General features: G+C 51.8%; 21 protein-coding genes. All 21 read right to left on the reverse strand.

Annotation, left to right across the window (positions count from 1 at the left end; genetic code table 11):
* Window positions 1-91: 91 nt before the first annotated feature.
* The gene (gene gltA, locus H9X86_RS04245) at window positions 92-1,492 is read right to left on the reverse strand and encodes an NADPH-dependent glutamate synthase (RefSeq protein ID WP_204900338.1); all 1,401 of its coding nucleotides are present in this window, start codon (window positions 1,490-1,492) and stop codon (window positions 92-94) included.
* A gap of 1 nt (window position 1,493) precedes the next feature.
* Window positions 1,494-2,336, reverse strand: a complete 843-nt coding sequence (locus tag H9X86_RS04250; protein WP_204900339.1) for a sulfide/dihydroorotate dehydrogenase-like FAD/NAD-binding protein — start codon at window positions 2,334-2,336, stop codon at window positions 1,494-1,496.
* Between the two features lie 183 nt (window positions 2,337-2,519).
* The gene (locus H9X86_RS04255) at window positions 2,520-2,660 is read right to left on the reverse strand and encodes a hypothetical protein (RefSeq protein ID WP_204900340.1); all 141 of its coding nucleotides are present in this window, start codon (window positions 2,658-2,660) and stop codon (window positions 2,520-2,522) included.
* A gap of 233 nt (window positions 2,661-2,893) precedes the next feature.
* The gene (locus tag H9X86_RS04260; protein WP_243416825.1) at window positions 2,894-3,667 is read right to left on the reverse strand and encodes an ABC transporter ATP-binding protein; all 774 of its coding nucleotides are present in this window, start codon (window positions 3,665-3,667) and stop codon (window positions 2,894-2,896) included.
* 60 nt (window positions 3,668-3,727) lie between these two features.
* Entirely contained in the window at window positions 3,728-4,726 is a 999-nt protein-coding gene (locus H9X86_RS04265; protein WP_243416828.1) for an acyltransferase family protein, read from the reverse strand.
* A 26-nt stretch (window positions 4,727-4,752) separates the two neighbouring features.
* Window positions 4,753-5,535 carry an ABC transporter permease gene (locus tag H9X86_RS04270; RefSeq protein WP_204900342.1) on the reverse strand — a complete coding sequence of 261 codons (783 nt, stop codon included), beginning with the start codon at window positions 5,533-5,535 and terminating at the stop codon, window positions 4,753-4,755.
* 61 nt (window positions 5,536-5,596) lie between these two features.
* Window positions 5,597-6,061, reverse strand: coding sequence for a KdsC family phosphatase (locus H9X86_RS04275; protein ID WP_243416826.1), 465 nt, complete (start codon window positions 6,059-6,061; stop codon window positions 5,597-5,599).
* Between the two features lie 21 nt (window positions 6,062-6,082).
* Entirely contained in the window at window positions 6,083-7,048 is a 966-nt protein-coding gene (locus tag H9X86_RS04280) for a KpsF/GutQ family sugar-phosphate isomerase (RefSeq protein WP_204900343.1), read from the reverse strand.
* Between the two features lie 2 nt (window positions 7,049-7,050).
* The gene (kdsA, locus tag H9X86_RS04285) at window positions 7,051-7,827 is read right to left on the reverse strand and encodes a 3-deoxy-8-phosphooctulonate synthase (RefSeq protein WP_204900344.1); all 777 of its coding nucleotides are present in this window, start codon (window positions 7,825-7,827) and stop codon (window positions 7,051-7,053) included.
* On the reverse strand, window positions 7,824-8,474 hold the full coding sequence (locus H9X86_RS04290) for an acylneuraminate cytidylyltransferase family protein (protein ID WP_204900345.1): 651 nt from the start codon (window positions 8,472-8,474) through the stop codon (window positions 7,824-7,826). Before H9X86_RS04290 ends, kdsA begins: the two co-directional genes overlap by 4 nt.
* 23 nt (window positions 8,475-8,497) lie before the next feature.
* Entirely contained in the window at window positions 8,498-11,203 is a 2,706-nt protein-coding gene (locus tag H9X86_RS04295; RefSeq protein WP_204900346.1) for a 6-hydroxymethylpterin diphosphokinase MptE-like protein, read from the reverse strand.
* Window positions 11,204-11,215: 12 nt separating this feature from the next.
* Window positions 11,216-12,172, reverse strand: a complete 957-nt coding sequence (locus H9X86_RS04300; RefSeq protein WP_204900347.1) for a polysialyltransferase family glycosyltransferase — start codon at window positions 12,170-12,172, stop codon at window positions 11,216-11,218.
* Between the two features lie 131 nt (window positions 12,173-12,303).
* Window positions 12,304-13,119, reverse strand: a complete 816-nt coding sequence (locus H9X86_RS04305) for a glycosyltransferase (RefSeq protein WP_204900348.1) — start codon at window positions 13,117-13,119, stop codon at window positions 12,304-12,306.
* A 217-nt stretch (window positions 13,120-13,336) separates the two neighbouring features.
* Window positions 13,337-14,788: a flippase gene (locus H9X86_RS04310; protein WP_430736088.1), complete on the reverse strand. Its 1,452-nt coding sequence runs from the start codon at window positions 14,786-14,788 to the stop codon at window positions 13,337-13,339.
* Between the two features lie 5 nt (window positions 14,789-14,793).
* Window positions 14,794-16,038: an O-antigen ligase family protein gene (locus tag H9X86_RS04315; RefSeq protein ID WP_204900349.1), complete on the reverse strand. Its 1,245-nt coding sequence runs from the start codon at window positions 16,036-16,038 to the stop codon at window positions 14,794-14,796.
* A gap of 46 nt (window positions 16,039-16,084) precedes the next feature.
* The gene (locus H9X86_RS04320) at window positions 16,085-16,876 is read right to left on the reverse strand and encodes a DUF4422 domain-containing protein (RefSeq protein ID WP_204900350.1); all 792 of its coding nucleotides are present in this window, start codon (window positions 16,874-16,876) and stop codon (window positions 16,085-16,087) included.
* A 9-nt stretch (window positions 16,877-16,885) separates the two neighbouring features.
* Window positions 16,886-18,022, reverse strand: coding sequence for a glycosyltransferase (locus tag H9X86_RS04325; protein WP_204900351.1), 1,137 nt, complete (start codon window positions 18,020-18,022; stop codon window positions 16,886-16,888).
* Window positions 18,023-18,052: 30 nt separating this feature from the next.
* Window positions 18,053-20,047 carry an HAD family hydrolase gene (locus H9X86_RS04330; RefSeq protein ID WP_204900352.1) on the reverse strand — a complete coding sequence of 665 codons (1,995 nt, stop codon included), beginning with the start codon at window positions 20,045-20,047 and terminating at the stop codon, window positions 18,053-18,055.
* Window positions 20,048-20,065: 18 nt separating this feature from the next.
* The gene (locus tag H9X86_RS04335; RefSeq protein ID WP_204900353.1) at window positions 20,066-20,839 is read right to left on the reverse strand and encodes a DUF4422 domain-containing protein; all 774 of its coding nucleotides are present in this window, start codon (window positions 20,837-20,839) and stop codon (window positions 20,066-20,068) included.
* Window positions 20,836-21,936, reverse strand: a complete 1,101-nt coding sequence (gene glf / locus H9X86_RS04340; protein ID WP_204900354.1) for a UDP-galactopyranose mutase — start codon at window positions 21,934-21,936, stop codon at window positions 20,836-20,838. The genes H9X86_RS04335 and glf overlap by 4 nt, the downstream gene beginning before the upstream one ends.
* Before the next feature lie 48 nt (window positions 21,937-21,984).
* Entirely contained in the window at window positions 21,985-23,403 is a 1,419-nt protein-coding gene (locus H9X86_RS04345; RefSeq protein ID WP_204900355.1) for an exopolysaccharide biosynthesis polyprenyl glycosylphosphotransferase, read from the reverse strand.
* Window positions 23,404-23,407: the final 4 nt, after the last annotated feature.

Genomic DNA, 23,407 nt, shown 5'->3' on the forward strand with positions numbered 1-23,407 from the left:
AATATGCCGTTGGTCGCACAAAGAATCCGCCCGAAGTAAAAAATAGCAGCTGTCTCGGTGATACGAAACAGCTGCTATTGAGTCGATCAGATTACTTGCTTTGGATGTACTGGTGAATGGCAGCGGCGGCCTGCTTGCCGGCACCCATAGCCAGGATAACGGTGGCCGCTCCGGTGACGGCGTCGCCGCCTGCATACACCCCTTCCCGGCTGGTCAGGCCGTCATCCCCGTTGGTGACGATGCAGCCGTGGCGGTTGGTCTCCAGGCCAGGGGTGGTGGAACGGATCAGAGGGTTGGGGCTGGTACCGATGGACATGATCATAGTGTCCACCTCCAGGGTGAACTGGCTGTCCGGCTTCTCAACGGGACGGCGGCGTCCGGAGGCATCGGGCTCGCCCAACTCCATCTGCATGCAAGTCATGCCCCGCACACGGCCATCCTCATCCCCCAACACCTCCACGGGGTTGGTGAGGGTCTTGAAGATGATGCCTTCCTCCTGGGCGTGCTCCACCTCTTCCTTACGGGCGGGAAGCTCTTCCATGCCACGACGGTATACAATGTACACCTCTTCTGCCCCCATGCGCTTGGCACAGCGGGCGGCATCCATAGCCACGTTTCCGCCGCCCACCACCGCCACCTTGTGGCTGTGCATGATGGGAGTCTTGCTGCCGGGCTGATAGGCCTTCATGAGGTTAATTCGGGTGAGATACTCGTTGGCGGAGTACACACCCTTGAGGCTCTCACCGGGAATACCCATAAACCGGGGCAGTCCGGCACCGCTGGCGATGTACACCGCCTCAAAGCCATACTCCTCCATCAGCTCGTCAATGGTAAGCACCTTTCCGATGACCATATTGGTCTCGATGGTGACACCCATAGCTTTCAGACCGTCGATCTCCTGCTGCACAATGGCCTTGGGCAGACGGAACTCAGGGATGCCGTATACCAGCACGCCTCCAGCCAGGTGGAGAGCCTCATAAATGGTCACCTCATAGCCCAGCTTGGCCAGGTCGCCTGCGGCGGTGAGGCCGGAGGGGCCAGCGCCGATGATGGCCACCTTGTGGCCGTTGGGCTGAGGCCGGACGGGAGCGTCCTTCACATGCTCCCGGTGCCAGTCTGCCACAAACCGCTCCAGGCGGCCAATGCCCACGCTCTCACCCTTGATGCCACGGACGCACTTGCCCTCACACTGGTTCTCCTGGGGGCAGACACGGCCACACACGGCAGGCAAGGCACTGGAGGCAGCAAGCACCTGATAGGCCCCCTCAAAGTCCTCTTCCGCCACTTTCCCAATGAATGCGGGGATATCAATGCCCACAGGGCAACCACTCTGGCAGGGCTTGTTCTTGCAGTTCAAACACCGCTTGGCCTCGCTGACCGCCATCTCTGGGGTGTAACCCAGAGCCACTTCGTCAAAGTTATGGTTTCTCACCTGGGGCTCCTGGCTGGGCATGGGACACTTGCAGGGGTCCATATTGATCTGGTGCGCCATCTCACTGCACCTCCTTGTTGAGCAGATTGCAAGAGGCCTCCCGGGCATGGGTCTCAAATTCCTTATACATGGTGCCCCGGTGCATGGCCTCGTCAAAATCCACCTGGTGGCCGTCAAAGTCGGGGCCGTCCACACAGGCAAACTTGGTCTCTCCACCCACGGTGAGACGGCATCCGCCGCACATTCCCGTGCCGTCAATCATAATGGGGTTCATGGACACGGTGGTCTTGATGCCATACTTCTCAGTGAGCTTACACACAAACTTCATCATGATGAGGGGGCCAATGGCGATGACCTCGTCGTACTGGTTGCCCGCCTGGATGAGGGCCTCCAGGGCGTTGGTCACCAAGCCCTTCTCCCCCCAGCTGCCATCATCGCTCATCTTGGCCATGTGATCGGACACAGCCTCAAACTCCTGCTCCAAAATCACCAAGTCCTTGGAGCGGAAACCCACGATGCTGTGCACCTGGGCGCCCAGCTCGTGAAGCCGCTTGGCGGTGGGATAGGCAATGGCACAGCCCACACCGCCGCCCACCACGGCCACTTTCTTCAGGCCCTCCAACTCACTGGCCCGGCCCAAGGGGCCCACAAAGTCGTGGACAGACTCCCCGGCCTCCAGCTGGTTGAGCTCCATGGTGGTGCCGCCCACAATCTGGAAGATGATTGTGACGGTCCCGGCCTCCCGATCATAGTCGGCAATGGTCAGAGGAATACGCTCGGAGTCCTCAAAGGGTCGTACAATAATAAACTGCCCAGGCTGTGCCTTCTTCGCCACCAGAGGTGCCTCAATGACCATCTTGGTGACCGTAGGGTTCAGCGGGGTCTTTTCCGCAATCTTAAACATAACGATCTCCTTCCCTGAAGGTTCGAACAAAATAAGGGGAGGGTCTTTCCCCTCCCCTTATTTTACACGTTAAAGAATTAAAAGTCAACGTCAAGGTCACAACAGCAGCCACGCAACAGCTTTTCCATGTCCGCCTGGTCAGGCTGACGGAGATCAAGGCTGATGCGGAGTTTCCTCCTGCTCTCAAGAGAAAATCTTTTTCAGCGGCTTGATGTTCAGGGTCACCACCGTACACACCAGGCAGAAAATGATACGAACCACAATGAGGGCCAGTGTCACGATTTTTCCCTGCTCAATTCCCAAGCCCAACAGAATACGGCTCACCCATCCCCAATGCAGGAGATTGATCTCCACAGCATGGTAGCACAGAATGATCAATGAGTTTGTGCCGCAAAAGGCCAGAAAACTTCTCAGTATGCGGGTTTTCTCCCCAAGTACCTGGGAAAATTTCAACACAATATAGCTGGTTGCGAACGCCACAGGCCACATCAATAGACAAGTCCCGCTTCTTTTCCGACACTTTTCCACTCACTCCACTCACATTTTTCTCTCCATGCTTATTCCCCGGGCATGGCAATGGACTGCTGATAGGCATCCAGAACCGTCTCCGTATCTCCTATCATTCGCACTCTGCCCTGATCCAGCCAGATCACCCGCTGACACAGCTCCTGCAATGTACTGGTGGAGTGGGACACAATGAGTACCGTCTTGCTTTCATCGTGGATGAGCTCTTTCATTTTTCTGGAGCTTTTCTTTTTGAATCTGGTATCTCCCACACTGAGGGTCTCGTCCACCAGCATAATATCCGCTTCCATCACCGCGGTGATGGAAAATGCCAGTTTGGAGTGCATACCACTGGAGTAGCTGCGCACCGGTTCGTCAATAAAGTCGCCAATTTCTGCAAAGTTGATGATTTCATCAATTTTCTCATCAATTTGCTGTTTGGTATATCCCATCAACATGGCAGAAAGATAGATGTTGTCTCTGCCCGACAGCTCATTGACGAATCCCACACCAATGGCCATCAGCGCCACGCTCTGTCCATAGCAATCAATGGTGCCGCTGTCCGGCTTGTAGATGTTGGCAACCGATCGCAGCAACGTACTTTTTCCGCTGCCGTTTTTCCCGATCAGGCCCACGATCTCACCTTTGTAGACGTCAAAGCTGACGTCTTTCACCGCCTGAAAGTCCTTCTTTTTCTTTTTGGCCGCACCCTTTCTGAAGCAATCCAAAAATGCCAGTGGACGTACTGTGCGATAGGTAATGCTCACATTTTTGACCGAGAGCGCCACCTCACGGTTTTCCTGTTCCATGCTTACGTTCATATCCATATTCAATCGCCTTTCAACATCTAGGGGCCGTCTCCACCCTGAAGTGCCACTCAGCCCAAATCAGAAAATCGCAATGCGGGGATACCTTCTCTTGACCATTGTCCATACCCAGGCAATCAGGCAACATGCAAGTACAATAAATAAGCTTTGAACATACCAGATCACCTTGACCTGCGGCAGGAAATGCTGCCAAACCATGTTGACACCATCCCCAAGTGCGTAATTAAACGCCATAAATATCATGGTGTTTCTGCCCATAAATTCCAGTCCAGGCACATGTCTGTAATGTTTCGAAAATACAGAAAGCAGTGCCACGGAGACGGATACGGCCCCGATAAATGCCATTACAAGGTCAGCATCATAAGTTCCAGCTATATTCCACCATCCGTTTATATAAGCAACCCCCAGCCCCACACATAGCAAAGCCATATTCATCTGCCATAGGATTTCAGAAAGAATCCCATTTTTGAGTTTATACCCCAAATACATAAAAGCTGCGCCAAACACAGCCACATCAAAGTGCCAGGGCATATAACGGTTAAATTTATAGTGGATATACACTGCCCCAGCCAGGCCACAGATGGCCAAGGCATATTTGACTTTTTTCTTCGAGCAGGTCATAAACACATAGAGGTAAACCGTAGCCAAAAAAATACAGGGCAGAAACCACAGCGGCGAAGAATTAGGTGTCTTTGAGGCGCTGTTGCACGCAAATAGAATCCAGAAAATGTGTTTCCCAGTAGATACCGCAAAGTCTCTCAACCCCATGACCTGGTACTCAAAATACCCGTTGAGCACCAGATTTATTCCAGAGAGCACAAAATAGGGAATGACATACCTGCGAAATTTATCCCGGATCAGCTCATTGAGGTTCTCATATTTTTCCGGTCGGAACAGATAACCCGCCAACACAAAAAACAAAGGCATATGGAAGCCATAAATCATATGCTTTAGATCTGTCGGAAGATAATTGGCATGTCCCACAATCATCAGAACGATGCCAAACCCCCTCAGGGCATCCACCCAGCCCACTCGTTTTCTCTGGTTGATCGTTACCATATTTTCCAAGATATACAACTCCTCGCTCAAATGGCCTTCACGTAGTTTTGCTCATACTTGTGGATCAAAGATACCCCAAATGCAGATACGAGAATACCAATGAGCAGCCACACACCCAGCAAAGCAAAGTTGGGCGCTTTTGCGTAGATCATCACGTTGCGCAGCTCATTGATGAGCATGGCAGCAGGGTTTACCGAGGCCAGAATATTGCCATAGGGCTGGGGGATCCGGGTAGGAATGCTGTAAAACACACCGGATAGATAAAACACCAGCTTCAACAGCACCGTGATGATGTTACTAAAGTCCCGGGCATACACGCCGCAGTGCATGACGATACAGGAGGCGCCAAACACCAAAACCAGGGCAATGAGCAAAATCAATGGGGTATACAGGATGTACCAGGAGAATTGCACCTTATCCACCACCGATACGATGAGGGCCAGCCCCAACGTAATCAGCATTTGGATGCCATGCTTGAACAGGATGGAAGAGGTGAGGATATATTTGGGCAAGTACACCCGGGAGAGGATCCCCTTCTTCCCTCGCACCAACAAGACGCTCTTGTTGATGCTGCGGTTGATAAAATTCCACATGCCCAAACCCACAAATACCATGGGAACAAAGTGTGGCTCGCTCTTTCCAAACACGATCACAGAGATGAAGGTGTATACCAACATGAAAAGAAACGGATCCAAAATCCACCACAACCATGTGAAATAAGACCCACTTACATCGGTGCGCAGGGATGCCACCGCTGAATACATGGCATAGGTCTTGTATTTTTTCAAATTGGAAAAGAATTGTTTCATCGTACGCCCTACCGTCCTATTTTCGTTGCTGTCCCCTTACGGCGACAGGGGGCTGTCATCTTCACATCTGCCCCAAAATCCACTCTGCTGCATCCCGAATGGCCCCCTCGCCCCCTTTGGAGGGAAGGCTCATATCCGCAGCCAATTTCACCTGAGGTACCGCATCCGCAGGACACATACTCACCCCTGCCACTTCCATAGCAGGCAGGTCGCCCAAGTCGTCCCCAATGTAGGCACACTCCTGGGGGAGAATATGGTACTGGCGGCACAAGTCTTCAAGAACCGCTGCCTTGTCACCAACACCCTGGCACACGGCATCTATGCCCAATTCCTCCGCCCGGCGCTCCACAATCTCGGAGCGGCGGGCGGTGATAATGGCGGTTTTGACCCCGTTTTTGCGCAACAGACTGAGCCCCTGACCATCCTTGACGTGGAAGGCCTTCATAATCTCACCGTTTTGTCCGATGTAGATTTTGCCGTCTGTCATCGTTCCGTCCACGTCCATGGCAAACAACTTAATGGCCAATGTCCTCAACTCCCTGTCTTCTCAGATTACCAAGCCAGCGTTCATCAGCATCAGCAGAGTGATGGAGCCCACCAGATGCTCATTCTCGTCCAGCACGGGCAGGCAGGAAATCTGCTTCTCCTTCATCAGTTGAAGCGCTTCCACAGCCATGGCATCCTCGTGGATATAATACGGTTTCTTGGTCATGATGTCCTTGGTCTCCAGGTTGTAAATATCCACCTTTTTATGCAGAGCCCGACGTAAATCTCCATCCGTAATCAGGCCGGCCAGATGCTGGTGCTCGTCCTGAATGCACACCATCCCCAACTGTTTGCAGCCCAGCTCGTTGATGGCTGACTCCAGAGAGGCATCCTGGCTCACGACACTGTTCTTTTCCCCGGTGGCCATCAGGCTTTTGACCGTGAGGACCAGCTTCTTGCCCAGAGCGCCTGCGGGATGGAACAGCGCAAAGTTCTTCTCTGTAAAGCCGTACCGATTGGCAGCCACCACGGCCAGTGCATCGCCGTAAACCAGCTCCACGGTGGTGCTGGAGGTGGGGGCCAATTTCATATAGCAGGCCTCCTCAAAGGGCGGGAGCAGCTGCAGCACATCACAGTTTTTGGCCAGTGTGGACTGGGCATTGGCGGTAATGGCCACGATCTTTGCCCCAATCAAACGAATATTGGGGAGCAGACGGATGACCTCCTCGCTCTCACCGCTGTAACTGATGGCAATTACCACATCGTCCACACCGATCATGCCAAGGTCGCCATGCTGGGCCTCGGCGGGATGCAGGAAAAAGCTAGGCGTTCCCAAGCTGGCAAACGTTGCAGCCATCTTGCGGCAGATGTGGCCAGGCTTACCCATACCAGTCAGAACCACCTTACCCTTGCAGTTGGTGATCAGATCCAAGACCTGGCCAAACACCTCATCCAGGTTGTCACGCATGGCACACAGAGCGTCAATCTCCGTGTCAAACACCCGTTTTGCCATATTCAGAGAATCCATGATTAACCCTCCTGTACGGCCTGGCGAACCCGCAGCACACGGTTGAGAACCGCCTCAAAATCACTCAGCTTCAGCATGTTGGGGCCATCAGACAGAGCGTGGTCGGGGTCGGGATGAACCTCGAAGAACAGGCCGTCTGCACCCACTGCCATGGCGGCCTTGGCCAGGGGCTCCACATACTCCCGGTTTCCGCCGGTGCTGGTGCCCTGTCCGCCGGGCTTCTGCACACTATGAGTGGCATCAAAAATCACGGGGTAGCCAAAGCGCTTCATCTCAATGATACCGGTCATATCCACCACCAGACGGTTGTAGCCAAAGGTGGTGCCTCGCTCGCAGAGCATGATGTTGCGGTTTCCCGCTGCCTCCATCTTCTCCACCACATTCTTCATATCCCAGGGAGCCAGGAACTGGGCCTTTTTAATGTTGATGATGCGCCCAGTTTTGGCAGCTGCCACCAACAGGTCGGTCTGACGGCACAAAAATGCGGGAATTTGCAGAATATCGCACACTTCAGCCACAGGAGCAGCCTGATAGGACTCATGGATGTCGGTGACAACCTTGATGCCGTGCTTTTCCTTCACCTTGGCCATCCACTCCATGCCCTTCTCCAGGCCGGGACCACGGGCGGACTTGGCGCTGGTACGGTTGGCCTTGTCAAAGGATGCCTTGAAGCAAAGCTCCACGCCCGCACGCTCACAAATCTTTACCAGTTCATCGGCCACAGTCATAACCAGTTCTTCTGATTCCATCATACAAGGGCCAGCAATTACTCTCATCATTTGTTCATCACTCCATCTGCAATTTTTACTGCAAACTCATAGTCTGCAGGCTCGTCAATGTCCACAGATTCAATGTCATCTGTCTCACAAATATAGGGGCGGAAGCCAATGCGACGGCCGTGCTTGTCCAGCACGTCCTTTTCAAAGATGAAGAAAGCACTGGTCTCCACAAATACCGGCTCAATGTCCTGGGTGCGGGGTACATCATTCAAATCATAGTTAATGGGCTTTCCCTGATACCAGGCAAAGGTCTGCTGCCGCTGGGCAGAGAACGCAGAATCATACTCACCCTGCTGCACCGCTTTCAGACCCTTGGCGATGGTCTCAGGTTTAATGAAGGGAGAGGTGGCATGGCACAGCACATAGACGTCTGCGTCCACATCCTGAATAAACCGGTGGTAAATGTCCAGGCCCTTGACCAGCTGGCCGTCCAGCACAGGGTCACGCTTGAGGAAGGTGACCTCCTCGGGAATGTACTGCTTCACCGCCTCATCACTGCAATAGCAGTACACCTCATCAATCTCCTCCACCTGCAGCAGGGCATGGAAAATATGCCAGCACAGAGGATGGCCTGCAATGGGAAGAATGTTCTTGTTCTTCACCCGCTGGCTGTTGAGTTTAATGGGAACAAATGCAACTGTTTTCATTGAATTTCACCCTTTGTATGTTTTTACTTCTCCTGTTTATTTTGCAGAACTTCGTCCAGATCCGCCCGCTGGAACACTTCCAGCATGCCGCCTCGGGTGGCATTGTAGATCTCTCCGCCATGGGCCTCGATATATGCCCGGGCTTGAGCATATCCTCTGGTAGACTTGTCCAGATCGCCCACATTCATTTTTTCCCCGGGGCGCATGTAGTTCTTGGCACAGTAATCGTTGTTGACACTGGCATCTACGGCAAAGGACTGGGTAGGATCCTTTCTGTTTTGGAAAGCTCCATAGCTATGGTCACAGCCAATGAGGTAAATCTTGCGGAATCCCATCATCCAGGCCCATTCCAGCATGGTGAAGGTTACGGTACCGCCACTCTCCACAATGGCCGCCTGGGGGAAAAATTGCTCCCGCTCCTGTCGGAATGTATATGTGGTATAGTATATCTGTTCCAACTGGGTGTCGAACAACTGCTGATATCGTTGGACATATTTCTCCAACTCACTGTGGAGCAAAATCGGACACTGTATTTTACCCAGAATGTCCGCTATATTCTGCTTAAATACCAAAGCATCCGTGCAGGCATAGTAGTCCGGCCGCCAGGTTGTATCACCATACAGCTTGTAGATCTTGTTGGAGGCAAAGCAGGGATATCCCAGGCTTTGAATGCGTTCCAAATCCTCCACCCTCAGGCTGGGTCCGTTTCCAATGATAAAACAGGTCTGGCCTGGGTAGCGGTTTTTCATCTCCAGAATCTGTCGCTCGTGGGTGTTGAACAGGTGCAGCTTCCGCCGAAGCCCACGATAAGCCAGTTTCATCCGCTTGCGCTGCTGAGGTATAGCTCGCTTTTTAATGATGGCCTTTAGCTTTTTAATGATGGCCTTTAGCTTTTTAATGATGGCCTTTAGCTTCTTTAATGCTGTTCGAGCTAATTTCCTGTTCAGGGTGAGATTTTTTTTCTTGGGCGCAACACTTGTGTCTTGTCCGGTACTCATCGGCTGTTCTGCAAGTGCCCTCGACAGCCATTGTGCTATGGATGCGTCCACCCCAGCTACACACAGCATTTCCTCTCCCTTACGCCACTGCGGTGGATAGTCCTTCAAAACCTCCAACCCTTGCTGCAAATAATCAAGTAGCCTGACATTTTTTTCTCGTCTCAGGCAGTCAAGCAGACAAACGTACGCTTCTAATCTATAGGAAGTATGATCTGTAATGTATTTGGTGTACATTCGGCTTGTTGTTGCGTCTGCATAAGCCATTAAGTGCTCCATAGCCATGCCGTACTGCTCCAATCCGTAGTGGATCAGCCCAGCATAGCAGTGCAGGGTCTCGTGTGGGCGTGTCTCCTGTTCCACTGCTTTCAACAGTTCATAGTATCGTTTTCTCTGATACATAGCCTCATAGACATAGGATCTGTCCACATCATTCTTCATTTCTGCCTCATGGGCTATGATATAGTCGGCTTTGGCTTCCGTTATTTTCGTGCGCAGCTGCTTATAGGCCTTCCCAGTCTGATCACAAGCCAAACACATTTTCATGCGCATTTGTTCAAATTCCATCCAATCGATGTTAGCGGATATACTGGCGTTTTGCGCCAAGCAATTTCCCGTTGCGCAAAAAAAGCGGTTGGCCATAATCGTGTTCCTATCCACGCCCGGCCTATTTTCCAACTGTTCCCGGTATCCCTCGTAACTATACGTTTGGGGATGCGGATAGGTTCCGTGCACAAGGTAATGCTCATGCACATATTCCATCACTTCCACAGCTCGCTGTGATGCGCCCGTGGTGTGGGAAAATACGTGCTCCAACACGTTCTTGTCACAGATTCTTCCCTCTGGAAGCACAGACAGGATGTCTTTATAATCCACCACACATCCGGTTTTCTCCGCTTCCTGGTACACTGCATCAAAATATGTGCTTCGTACCTGGTACATATCTTCGTTGTCCAAGCCCTTGACAATCACCAGAGGCTTGTTGCGCAAAGCCACATCCAAATAGGCAGTGCTGCACATGGTGATCACGCAGTCGCTGTCATCCACCAACTGCTGCAAATTGCGGTGCTCCTGGAGCAACACCAAATTCTCAGGCAATCCCCCCGGACAACACTGGTGCAGCACATCATATAAGTGAAGGGCATTGGGATGGGTCATGCTGGAAAGTTTCTCGCCGGGCATCCAGCGGGGCTTAACCCAAAGCTGGGTGTCTGGATAGGCCCGACACACCTTCAAAAGCATCTCCGCCAGCTGACGTTTTCCCGTTTCACCAAAGGGAAAATGTCCGCTGTCCACAAATAAGAACCGCTTCTCCTTACCTCTTTCCACACTTTCCTGAGGCGGAACATCATTTTTCGGCATTCCAATGGGCATGGATGCAAAATATGGGATTTGCTGCTCCCGGGGTGCATTCAGTGTAAACACAAAATCAACGCCCCGCACCACATCAAACAGCGGGTTCATGTTGCAGAAAGAGAAAATGTACTTGTCCCAGTGCAACACTTTGGCAATGGATTGAACCGGGCAGAACACACAGTCCGCCCACTGACGATCCTCCTCTGAACACGCACTCCACGGTTGAATCTCGGTCTTCAGATCGGAAAACATCCGTAAGCTATTCTCGTCGAAGAAGCCAGCAAAAATTCTCAGAGAGTGGCGTTGCTCCAGTTCTCTTACAATATTCTCTAAAAAAAGATTTGGTCCATCCTTGTCCAGCACAACTAACACATTCATGCAACTAGCTCCTCAATTTTTTCTCTGAATCCTCTTCCGCAGTTCATGAAGAAACTCCTCTCGATGTTCAGGAATATGCAGACGCTCGGTCTGCGCAGAAAGATCCTCGAGATACTTCAAGTACGCTGCATCCAGCATCGGCGGTATGCCATTTACACAGCGAAACAGCAGATATGCCTCCACAGGCTGAGAAAAGTATAACGTTCCAGCCAAGACACTTCCAGAGGTAATTGTAAGCAGTTTTTTCCCCGTGAGATCCTGATTCATCATCACCAGCTCCCAGGGCACGGAGCTGGCTTTGCTGATGGAAAGTCCACTGGCCATGAAGGCTTCCCCTGTACTGCGAGGATGCAGCTTAACCATGAGGTTCTCACGTCCCACCACGTCAGCCACCGCCTGGGCCAGCTCCACATCATCCATCACCACACCAGAAGCACTGAAGGACTCCTCCATGAAAATATACTCCTGGCTCAGATCCACACCGTGTGACGGATATTCGAACGCATCATTCAGCACCCGGCGCAGTTGATCGATATCCCGGCACATTGGCTCCATCTTCAAAATCGGATAGTCCACCTTCTGCCGGAACAGCTCCGGGTGAAACAAATACAGCCCCTGGATAGCCCGCTCAATGTCGCCAAATGCCCCTCGAATCATCCATCGCCTGGCGGGGGACTTTTCCAGCACCGGCCGTGTATAGGTACTAAACCCCTCTTCAAATCGGTAGCATTTGATATGCCTGCCCAAGGTGCGCCAAAGCAAGTGGGTAAGCAAGCTGGCGTTGTTAAACAGGAACATATCGTAGTCCCCATTCAGCTCCACCATCTGATGCAATACATGCCTGGGTGCCACTCTGGTTCTGACATACCGCATGACCTTTTCCCACACATGCTTCTCGTCCCGACCGTCTCGATCAGGCACATAGAAGACAGACCGGAATATCCCAGTCTGTCTCAAGCGCTCTGCCACACCCTCACACCCCGTTGAGTGCTGGGTGATAATTACGTCTACATCGTCCTGTCCAAACTGAGTCAATTTCAGGTGTACCGCAACAATCAGTTGAAAATAGGTACTAGTCGTTATCAGTATTCTTTTTTTCATCATCTTGTCTGTCCCCGAATCGCCTGCAGTCTGGCCACCAACGACTGGGGAATCATCCCCACTGCCAAAGGCTTTATCACATAGGGCCACGCCTTGGTCAATACATGGAGTTGGCGGAATCGGTAAAACCGGGTCACCGCCTCGTTCCAGCGGTGCTTCATTTTTCGGCCCGATTTCCCAGCCTCCGCTACCGTGTAATCCAGCAGTACCTCCTGCAAATTTCCACCCACATATCCCTGGGCATATAACCGCAACAGAAGGTCGTAGTCCTCGCACAACACGCAGTGCTTTTCCTGGCTGTATCCCCCTACCTCTCGCAGTACATCACCACGGAATACCAGTGTAGGGTGAATATAGGGCTGAACAAAATAAAAATCCTCCACAGAGGGCCGTTCTGGCAGTTGACGCACTCCCACCCTGTGCAAGTCCCGAACCAATCCCACGTTACAACCCACGAAGGCCAACTCAGGATTTTGTTTTAATACCTCAAGCTGTTGTTCCAGGCGCTGGGGAAAGGAATAATCATCATCGTCCATGCGGGCAATGTATACACCTTTGGCTAACTTCAAACAAGCATTGAGTTTTTCCGGCAGCGTATACAAATGCCCCTGTCGAATGAGTCGAATCCGAGGATCTTCACGGGCAACTTCGTCTAAATAGGCCATTGCCTCCTGAGATGAGCCGTCATCACAAATTAAAAATTCAAAATCTGTTACGGTCTGTTCCCGCATAGATGATATACTTCGATGCAGGAATGTCAAATCCCGCCTTTTGTAATAGACTCCCATGAGAATGGAAACCAAGGGCTTGTCCATATTCGCAGCCATCCCCTTCCGGTGTGGGCAAGGCATACCGTATTTACTGCCTTGCATTCTGCTACTTCCCACCTCTTGTCTCAGTGTCATCTAAGTATATTATCAAATATTTTCCCTTCGTTCAACCCATTTCACACCCACGAGTACTCCAGAAAAAGAAAAATCTATTTTCCTTTCACAGGCATCCCTTGGTTGTTATGCCGAATTTGCTTTCAACTCAGCCTCTGATGCGCTTTTTCAGAAGCCCCAGGATCTGACCCCATAGTTCTGTCGTCAGTGGCTCCTTCTGTACCAGCATCAGAATACCATACACACCCCAAAACAGAACCGCAGAAACAGCCAACATCCAGAATGAATGCCAGGATGTGTGCAAGACCCAGGCGCTTACCAATCCGCCTGCCACTACGCCAATGATTACTTTCCCATAGGAGAGCTTGCGGAAAGCTCCCAGTATGATCTTACGCAGTCCATACAACTGCACAATAAACACTGCAATTTCCGCCATCACTGTGCCAATCGCAGCCCCAGCTGCACCCATGCCAGGAATCAACAGACTGTTGGCTGCTATGTTCACCGCTGCCCCAATGATTTCCGAAATGAGCACTTGCTTTTCTCTTCCCATGGGTACCAAGATCTGAATGCCCATAATGTTGGTCAGTCCAATGAACACCAGTGTTGGCATAATCAGCTGCATTGGGAGAATGGATGCCTCAAAGGCTGTCCCTGATAGCAAATAAATGGAGGGACGGGCAAAGAGCATAAAGTACACACACAAAGGGAGGGAGAGCAAGAACACAAAGCGCAGTGCACGCTCCGTCACCTTGGCAAACGCCTCCCGCTCCCCCCGCTCCACATAGTAGGACATCCGGGGCAGCAGCACCGTTCCCAGGGAGGCCACCACCCCCACCAGGATGTTCTTGATCTTCACTGCCGCATCATAGTAGCCATTTTCCGTGGTTCCACGGATGAAACCCAGCATCACATTGTCCATGTTGGTGTACACCGTAGTGGCTATGGACATGGCAAAAAACACGAAAATGGGGCGGAGGTGTCGGCGGAAGTTATAACCTCCCACCGGCTTCAAATCCACCAGCCACTTCATGTTGATGAGATTGAGCACATTGGAGCCAACTGAGGCAAAGATGGTAATACCACCGTAGATCACATAATCTCCATCTTCCCGAATGAGCAGGAACATCCCCACCAGAGCGATAAATTTGAACAGCACCGAACGCAGGGTGATATATCGGTACTGCTCCATGGCTTTGTACAGCCACTCCGCTCCAAAACAGTTGAAGAGGATCATGGAGCTCATCACCACGTACAGTGTCTTTTCCTCCCGCAGCTGAGGTACCATCTGTACGCTCAGGAAAAACAGCAGATAAGAGATTACACAGGTGATGAGGTTGATGGATAAGATCTCATGGGTCACCCGGGACAGCTCCTGCCGATCGTCCCGTACCTTGGCACAAGCTCGTATCCCGTAGGTGGGAATGCCCAGCTGGGCAAACATGGAAAAGTAGGTGACCACGGAGTTGGCAAAGGACACGGTGCCGATCCCCTGGGGCCCCAAGATCTTGCTCACATAGGGGTATGTAATCACGGGGAAAATCATGGCAGACATCGTGAGGATGCTGTTCATGATAAAGTTGAATTTGATGGATTTCAAATGGTTCACTCTCCCCATCTTCTCAGTGACGAGCGAATCCTGCTCCATCCCCCCACAAACTCTTCCGTCAAGGTTTGCACTGTGTCTTTTACCTTCCAAATTTTAATCTCTTTGGCCTGTTCATCATAAAACAGTCTGCCCAAGAGGAGCAAAAAGGGATTGTACCAAGGCATATACAACTGCGGATCCGTGATGCTGTGCAAGGCCAAAAACACACACGCCAACACCAGCATGCCATCCATGCTTCGGACGGCCTTTCTGGTCAGCCAGGTGAATCCTGCGCATACCAATACCAGCACAACCACCCCATAGTTCATGGCAATGTTCAGATAGGCACAGTCCACCCACATAAAGGGCTGCTTGCCATCATACTGGGAGTACCAGGGAATCGCATCTCCAAACAGGGACAAGCCGAAGGTTTTGACGGCTTGATGTCCATACATTAAGCGTCCTGAAAGCAGCTTATCCAGGCGCATTACCAGGGTGTTCCCCGACCCGTAGCACGCAATCAAAATCAGAGCAATCACCGCACAAAACACAAACACGTTTCCAACCGTGAGACGAAACCAGGGTTTCTCGCTGGGAATAGACACTCGTTCCAAACAAAAAGCTCCAACCAAGACCAAGAAAACAAGTGCAAAAACAGCACGGGTGTCCGTAAGCAAATAAATGGCCACGTTGAGCAAAATAATGATGCCATATCCCCAAAGGCGAAGTTTTTCCTTCTTGACATAGAGAAACATCAGGAGAATGTGAAAAAAGTAGTTGGCCAGCAAAGATGTATAACTAAATCCCAGATAATATCGAACCGACCCGTCCTCCCGCAGAATGGTCTCCCGAGGCAGAATCCCCACGGCTGCACTGAGCAGGATCACGATCACACACCCGCACGCCACAAACATAGACACCCGAATCAAGCGTTTCCAGTCCACGTCGCAGGCCGCCAGGACAAAAAGGAAGGTAATCAAAATTCTCATCAGCCCTGAGTGATACGCAGAACACAGGAAAACCAAGGCCACGACTGCAATGGGTAACACTCTGTTTGCAGACCATCTCTTTGTAACCAGGTGGCCCAGCAAAATCAACAGGCAGATCCAGTTGCCCACAGAAAATACGGCATCAAACCACGGCTGACGCTCGTAGGCAGAATCTACAAAAATATTCATCCCAATCCATACAGCATAGGCCACCCAAAACAGCCAACTATTGACTCGTTCCAGGGTAGATGCAGTATCTGCTTTCTTTTTCATTCCACACAGTCTCCTTATCCATGTACACCCGTTGCACCGGGCACATTTAGACGTTCTCTCCATTCCTCGCCTTATTCTTCCAGCGATACACCCCTCGATTTTTCCATCTGCGCAGGAAGATCCACATCCGCTGCCCCCTGGACAGTTCGGTATTCACCGTGCGATATTCCTTCACACGCAGCTGATGGTGCAGCACCCAAATATTCAGAAGACGTTCTGACATAAACCCATAGATTCGCTGCTGATATGGGGTGTAATCCGACAGATCTACTTCCTGTTCCAAGGCAAAGAGAATGTCAAACAGCCACTGGCAGTAGGCATCAAACACCTCTTTTTTACAGATCATCATGTTGAACAGGTGAGAACGATTCCCCTGAAAATACTGGTGGAATGCAGGCAGATACTCCGGGCACTGGCGCTGAATGATCTGCTCCACCCGGTGCAAATCCTGCTCCTTCCCGCACAGCATATGGTACTCGTCCCAAGCATTTTGCTTGAGCCACTCCCGTTTGGGCAGAATGATATCGTAGTTTTCCAGCGTCTTTGCTATTTCACTGCTGCTCAAAAACCCCTTCTGGGAGCTGGAAAATTGGCTTGTGGTAAAATAGCGGCGATAGTGGACAAGTCCCTTGATATCGCTGTCTGTATCGTTTTTCCACACCCAGTACAAGCCGGTCAACTCACAGTAGTTGGGGTTTTTTTCGGAAATCTCTTCCCCCACGTCATCGGTATGGAACCCCAGGTGAGGGTGCAGCGCTGCTCCCACCTGAAGGGGGATGTATCCCTCGTCCAAGTGTGGAGGCGTAAAGGATTTGTGTGTGGCAATGTAAACAGACATAACGTACCCTCACTTTTGATTCGCTGATCTGGATGGATGATAGAGATTTTCCAACGCCCGAATGCTGCTGAAGTTATCGTAGCCCTTCTCTTTGAGCACGGCGCTGGTATCCTCTCTGGGCTGGTCCAGCAGCTCTCGTGCATAATCCACCCAGGGCTGAGTGCTGCCGTCTATGGGCGCAAAGCGTACATGCTCCGTCAGCTTCGCCTCAGGGGTGATCTGATTGGAAAAAATCACAGGCAGGCCCGCCGCCTGGGCCTCTACCCCGGAAATAGGCAACCCTTCAAAATGGGAGGGCAGCAAAAAGAGGTCCATGGCCTGGAGCAGCTTCCACACTTCATTGGTGGTCCCCCAGAACACCACCCGTTCTTCCAATCCCATGCGTTTTACTTTTTCTTGAATTTCTCCTTGGCCTCCGCCTTCTCCAATCAGCAGCAGCTTGGCGTTGGGGATCTCTGCTGCCAACGCAGCAAACACATCAATGAGAAAATCATGGTTCTTCTGGTAATCAAAACGGCCAACATGTCCAAATACCACAGAGTCCTCCCAGTGATTTTCCGCTCGTACTTGCTGGCGGACCTGGGGATTCCATGTGAATTTGTCCACATCAATGCCGTTGTTGAGAATGGTGATCGGCTGCTGCCGGCGCAGCTGATCCGGATACATCCATTTTGCCGCATACGTGGAACAGGCCACATATCGATCCGCTTTTCCATTCAGGCGACCCCGACTCAGCCGGTGGAGCATTGCCTTTATGGCACGATGTCCGTGATCCACCCCGGAAGAATGGGAATGTACAATGACATATGGTACCCCGGCACGCCGACATGCAACGGCATAAGCCAGCAGCTTATCGGCTACGTCTGCGTGGATGTGAACCACATCGTAGCTTCTTTCCCGAAGCAGCTTCTCCAGATTGTCTGCACAGGCCCGCTGCTTGAACACCTTGGGGCCTTGATAGATGAGTTGGAATACTTCTCCTCCGTACTGCTCCACCTCACGGATATGCTCGGCTTGCTCGAAGGCTTCAAAGGAACATACATCCACCAACATCCCTTGATCCTGCCGATTCCGAATCAGGTTCATGACAAAGGAGAATACGCCCCCTCTGCCAATGTCATCCACATTCACTTCCAAAACTCTCACAGTGCTTCATCACTCCATCTGATTTCCTGCCTATTTCCCCCTGGATCTTCCGTACATCAGCTGGAACATCCGGTAGTACGGCAGGTTGATTTTGAACAGTCGTCTGAGAAAAGCCACTCTCCAGGCAGAGGTGGCAAAATCGTACTTAAACTCTCCCAAATGGAACATGTAGTGCCCCAGGGATTTGGGCTTTGCCACCGGCTGTACCGTGGTGTCATGGTAGGGGAAATCCCCAAACAGCTGCGCATCTCTCAGCTTGGCTTGCCCACCAAACCGCAGAAGATTTTGGTACAGCACCCTGGGTGAATACTCCTTTTGGCCCAGAAAACTGCTTCCAAACTCCTCAACAAAACGCAATGCACCATTTCGAAGTTTGACCATGATTTCCGAGGCCTTTCGCTCCTGCTCCACTTCGTCCCGGTATTCATAGGGCTGGAAAGCAATTTCGGGCTTACCGCTTTCCTTGTCCCACATATACCGGGTAACTGAGCCGTGGGGCGCAGAGAAAAACATTTCAATGAGCGCATTGTACGCTGCAAAACTCTCCAGCATTTCCTGGTCCTGGGTGAAGTTCACAAGATATCCCTTTGCATGTTCCGGTGACACCACCGCATCATGGCGAATGGCCAGATACAATTCGTAAACCTGGTACGGCTGGGTGAGCTGGCTCTGATCCAACTCCTCCAACGCCTTTTGGATGGAGCCACGCCAGCCAATGTCCACCAAAGTCACCGGGCCACTGAAATTCTCCTGCTGGAAGTAATGATCCATGGCCTGGTATTCCTCTTTGGCTGCCTGTTTCAACACCGGGGAAAAGTACTCAAACAGCCGCAAAACATCAGGATGGGTCTTAAACTCACCTCTGGAGTAGGTCTGTTCCGGGTCGATGCCCAGAGACTGCGCAGCAGCACGGAATTCCTCCGGCGAGATGCCGAATCGTTCAAATACCACATCCGCCTTGGTGGTCTGGTGTACGGAAATATAGTGGGTGGCACGCTCCCAAGTACACGCCCCATACAGCGCCGGCAAATATAAGCTCCGGCGAGAGCAGTAGAGATAATGGTCTTCCGTCTCCCAACCACGCAGCTGCTTGAGCCGCTCATAGGCCTGTTTGACGATATACCCATCTCGGGAGACAAAATAGAGCTTGGAGCCCTTGCCAGCCTGGCGCCCAATCCAGTCCGCAAAGCCGTAGAGCAGCGGCCCGAATACTTCAAAGCCCAGCCGTTCATAGGGGTCTTCCACCCGCTCCAAACGGTTGTCAAGAAATGCTGCCACGTCTTTGTAGTCCCGGCATTGCTCCTGGTTCAGGCCATTGTCCCCGTAATATTCCATTCGCACCAATCTGCGTGGAATTTTACAGGCTCGCAATCCATTTTTCTTGGCTTGAAGCACATCCGCCTTCAAGTCATCCCCAATGTGAATGACCTGGTTGGGCCGGAGTTGTTCTCTGTCCAAAAAGGTGCGGTACAGTCCCCCATCTCGTTTAGAGACTCCTTCCTGGCAAGACACATACAACCTTTGATACCCACGGTACCCACACTTCTCCAGCATTTTTTCCAGTACACTGGGAGCCAGATACATATCTGAAATGACATAGATCTTCACACCAGAGGCCAGGCAGGCGTCATACACCTTTTTTATCATGGGATTGGGAGTACACAGAGCGATCTCCATGTTCTCCTCCAGTTCCACCAGTGCATCCACGCTCCAGGTTGGCGGCAACGCCATCTGCTCATAAATTTGCCGGAGGGTGACTTCTCCTCCGGTCATCTCTCGAGCCTTTTCCTCCGCCTTGATTCGGGCCTGAACGAAGGAGTTGGTATTGCCGCTATCTCCTTGCAGCTGTCTCTCCATCTCCCGAAATACATGGGTTGGAGAGGAAACATCTCGCTTCAAAAGGGTGTCGAAAATGTCAAAGGAGACCGCAGCATACCCGTTGATTTCATCCAGAAGCTGCTGTGATTCTTTACATCCCATTTCATCCACACGCAGCAGTTGTTTTAGCTTATGCTTCATTCCCATGAAGTTCTTCCCCTCACATCAAAAACTGCCTTGATATTTCCGTTTGCAAAACTTCGCCCGTAAGAAGGAAGTTCCCTTACGCCACCAGTTCACAGGCTCCGGAGAGACCAGGGGCAGCTCCTGATAGCTGTACCCTTGGGTCTCCAGCCACACATCCAGCAGCAGTTCACTGACTCGACCAAAAAGTCGAGCCTGGAAGGGATCCAGACTCTTGTAATCCACCCGATCCTCCAACTGTTCCAAAATGGGGAATAGCCAGGCGCAGTAGGCATCGGATTTCTCAGCGGACATGATGAACATATTGAACATATGGCCCCACGTGCGCTTCATCACTCGGTCAAACGCATCCAGATACTGAGGGCACTGCTCCCCGATGATAGCTCGGGTCAGATCCAGGTGCTCCCGGTAATGGGTGTTGGAATAATGGGAATAGAGGGTCTCAATATAATAGCGCCGCTTCCGAGGCAGTAGAATGTCACTCGTGGTGAGCAAACGCTCCAGCTGCGTCTGATTTAGAATCCGCTCCCAAGGATCTTTGCTTTTTACCCCCGAACCAAAATGGCGGCGGTAGTGAACCAGTCCCTTATAATCAGACTGATTGTTTTTCCACAGCCAGTACAGGCCGGTCAACTCACAGTAATACGGGTTTTTCGTGGAAATATTCTCCCCCGTATCATCTCCGGCAAAGCCCAGATCCTGCTTCCCCGCTTTTCCCACATGGAGGGGAAGATAACAGGGGTCTTGAGGCATTTGATAGGGCTTATGGGTGGCCACTATAATGGTGTACGTCATTTTTCCATCCGCTCCCACAAATTCATGGCAGACTCAATCACCTTGTCCATGTCGTAGTACTTGTATTCACCCAAGCGCCCTCCGAAAATGACGTGGCTTTCCTGCGCCGCTTTTTGGGCATACTGCTGGTAGAGGGCCTGGTTCTTCTCATCGTTGACAGGATAGTAAGGCTCCATGCCCTCCTGCCAGTCGGTGGAATACTCCTTGGAGATGACGGTCTTGGGCTGGGTGCCAAACTCAAAATGCTTGTGCTCGATGACCCGGGTGTAGGGGGTCTCCCGGTCGGTGTAATTCACCACAGCCACACCCTGGTAGTTATCCGTGTCCAGCACCTCCGTCTCGAAGCGCACGGTGCGGTACTCCAGCTTGCCAAAGCAGTAATCGTAGTAGGCATCAATGGCGCCGGTGTAAATGATGGTCGCCCCCATAGCCTCATACTTCTCCCGGTGCTGGAGGAAGTCCACCCCCAGCTCCACATCAGCCCCCTCAAACAGCTTGTCCACCAGAACATTGTAGCCTCCCATGGGGATGCCCTGGTAGGCATCGTTGAAATAGTTGTTGTCGTAGGTGAAGCGAACAGGCAGACGCTTGATGATGAAGCTGGGCAGTTCCTTGCAGTCCCGGCCCCACTGCTTCTCTGTGTAGCCCTTCACCAGCTTCTGGTAGATATCAGTGCCCACCAGGCTGATGGCCTGCTCCTCCAGGTTGCGAGGCTCGCCCTGAATGACGGCACGCTGCTCATCAATCTTAGCCTTGGCCTCCTGGGGCGTGCGCACCCCCCACATCTTGCTGAAGGTGTTCATGTTGAAGGGCATGTTGTAGATCTCACCCTTGTAGTTGGCAATGGGAGAGTTGGTGTAGCGGTTGAACTCCACCAGAGAGTTGACAAAATTCCACACCTTCTTGTTGCTGGTGTGGAAAATGTGGGCGCCGTACTTGTGGACGTGGATCCCCTCCACATCCTCGCAGTACACGTTGCCGCCCATGTGATCCCGGCGCTCCAGCACCAGGCACTTTTTGCCCTGCTGACGGGCCATATAATTGATGACGCCAGAGAAGAGCCCTGCGCCCACCAAAATGTAATCATAGTGCTTCATCTTCACTCACTCCTAGTCTTCTTCACGTTCTCCACTGGGGCACACCTGTTACCTGGCCCCCACCTTTTTGAAAATCACAACCACTGTCTTGAGCAGGATCTTGGCATCCAGCTGCAAGTTCCAGTTGTCGATATACTCCACATCCAGACGCACCACTTCCTCGAAGTCCTCGATGTCGCTGCGTCCGCTCACCTGCCACAGGCCGGTAAGGCCGGGCTTCATGCTCAGTCTGCGCTTGTGCCGAGGCTCGTAGTGCTTGAACTCCTCCACCGTGGGAGGACGGGTGCCCACCAGGCTCATCTCACCCTTCAGGATGTTCCAGAACTGGGGCAGCTCGTCAATGCTGGTGGAGCGGATGAACTTGCCCACACGGGTCACCCGGGGGTCATCCGTCATTTTGAACATCTGACCCTTCATCTCGTTTTTCTCCATCAGCTCTGCCTTGCGCTGCTCGGCATCCTGATACATGGAGCGGAACTTATAGATGTAGAAGTACCGTCCGTTCTTTCCCACTCGCTTTTGGCGGAACACGGCCGGGCCGGGGGATTCCAGCTTGATGGCGGGAATCACAACAATGGACACCACGGCAGTGATGACAAGCCCCACCACTGCACCAATGACATCAACGATTCGTTTCATCAGCAATTTATTGTAGTCAAAAAAACGGGGCGCAAATTTGACCACCGGCAGATTTCCAACCATATCAATGCAACGGCTGTACCCCTCTTTCCCCTCCAACATATTGATGTTGAGCTGAACAGGGATGCCCATCTCCTCAAAGCCGTCAATATAATCTGCCAAGGATTTGCCGGTATCGTAGGGCACGTTGATATAGGCCACATCCACCACTTCATGCTGGGGGTCCTCCATCAGATCCTCCAGGGTGGCCACCACTGGATATCCGCTGATTTTTGTGCCCCGCAGGTCCTGGTCCACAATGGCAATGCGCAGGTTGTAGCTTTCCAGCTCCTCCCCACTTTTCAGTTGGGCGAGAACATAGTTCACCCGATCCAGGGTGGTTACCAGATACATATGCTGCTTTTCTCCCATTTCCCGACGTTTTTTGATAATTTTCTTCACCAGGAAATGGCCCAGACACATAAAAACCAGATTGCTCAGCACCGTCACTGCCCACACGGTACGGGTCAGGAATTGCAGCTTGTGGGCAGCAAAAAACACCAGTGCAATGACTCCCGCCACAAATGCACTGACCTTTACAATATAGACAAATTCTTCATATCCGTCTCGGCGCCCAAAGTCCTGGTTTGCGTTGAAAAACACATACACACAGAAATAGGTCACCAACACCAACCACAGGTTGGCAATCACCTCGTTCATCGTGGGGTTCATCATGTCCGGACGGAACTCCAGACGCACCACACTGGCAAATAAAAAAGCCGCTACCAAGCATATCGCATCCACTATAATCAGCAGTGAATTTTGCAGCTTCTGCTTTTGCTGAAACACCGCA

It is taken from the genome of Pseudoflavonifractor capillosus, from assembly GCF_016902575.1.
Lineage (GTDB): Bacteria > Bacillota > Clostridia > Oscillospirales > Oscillospiraceae > Enterenecus > Enterenecus capillosus_A.

Excerpts from the sequence above, each read along its gene's own strand:
- gltA (WP_204900338.1), bottom strand. The coding sequence starts at position 1,492 with ATGGCGCACCAGATCAATATGGACCCCTGCAAGTGTCCCATGCCCAGC.
- H9X86_RS04320 (WP_204900350.1), bottom strand. The coding sequence starts at position 16,876 with ATGTCTGTTTACATTGCCACACACAAATCCTTTACGCCTCCACACTTG.
- H9X86_RS04290 (WP_204900345.1), bottom strand. The coding sequence starts at position 8,474 with ATGAAAACAGTTGCATTTGTTCCCATTAAACTCAACAGCCAGCGGGTG.
- H9X86_RS04315 (WP_204900349.1), bottom strand. The coding sequence starts at position 16,038 with ATGAAAAAGAAAGCAGATACTGCATCTACCCTGGAACGAGTCAATAGT.
- H9X86_RS04280 (WP_204900343.1), bottom strand. The coding sequence starts at position 7,048 with ATGGATTCTCTGAATATGGCAAAACGGGTGTTTGACACGGAGATTGAC.
- H9X86_RS04270 (WP_204900342.1), bottom strand. The coding sequence starts at position 5,535 with ATGAAACAATTCTTTTCCAATTTGAAAAAATACAAGACCTATGCCATG.
- H9X86_RS04265 (WP_243416828.1), bottom strand. The coding sequence starts at position 4,726 with ATGGTAACGATCAACCAGAGAAAACGAGTGGGCTGGGTGGATGCCCTG.
- H9X86_RS04260 (WP_243416825.1), bottom strand. The coding sequence starts at position 3,667 with ATGGATATGAACGTAAGCATGGAACAGGAAAACCGTGAGGTGGCGCTC.
- H9X86_RS04335 (WP_204900353.1), bottom strand. The coding sequence starts at position 20,839 with ATGACGTACACCATTATAGTGGCCACCCATAAGCCCTATCAAATGCCT.
- H9X86_RS04250 (WP_204900339.1), bottom strand. The coding sequence starts at position 2,336 with ATGTTTAAGATTGCGGAAAAGACCCCGCTGAACCCTACGGTCACCAAG.
- H9X86_RS04330 (WP_204900352.1), bottom strand. The coding sequence starts at position 20,047 with ATGGGAATGAAGCATAAGCTAAAACAACTGCTGCGTGTGGATGAAATG.
- kdsA (WP_204900344.1), bottom strand. The coding sequence starts at position 7,827 with ATGATGAGAGTAATTGCTGGCCCTTGTATGATGGAATCAGAAGAACTG.
- H9X86_RS04295 (WP_204900346.1), bottom strand. The coding sequence starts at position 11,203 with ATGAATGTGTTAGTTGTGCTGGACAAGGATGGACCAAATCTTTTTTTA.
- H9X86_RS04305 (WP_204900348.1), bottom strand. The coding sequence starts at position 13,119 with ATGGACAAGCCCTTGGTTTCCATTCTCATGGGAGTCTATTACAAAAGG.
- glf (WP_204900354.1), bottom strand. The coding sequence starts at position 21,936 with ATGAAGCACTATGATTACATTTTGGTGGGCGCAGGGCTCTTCTCTGGC.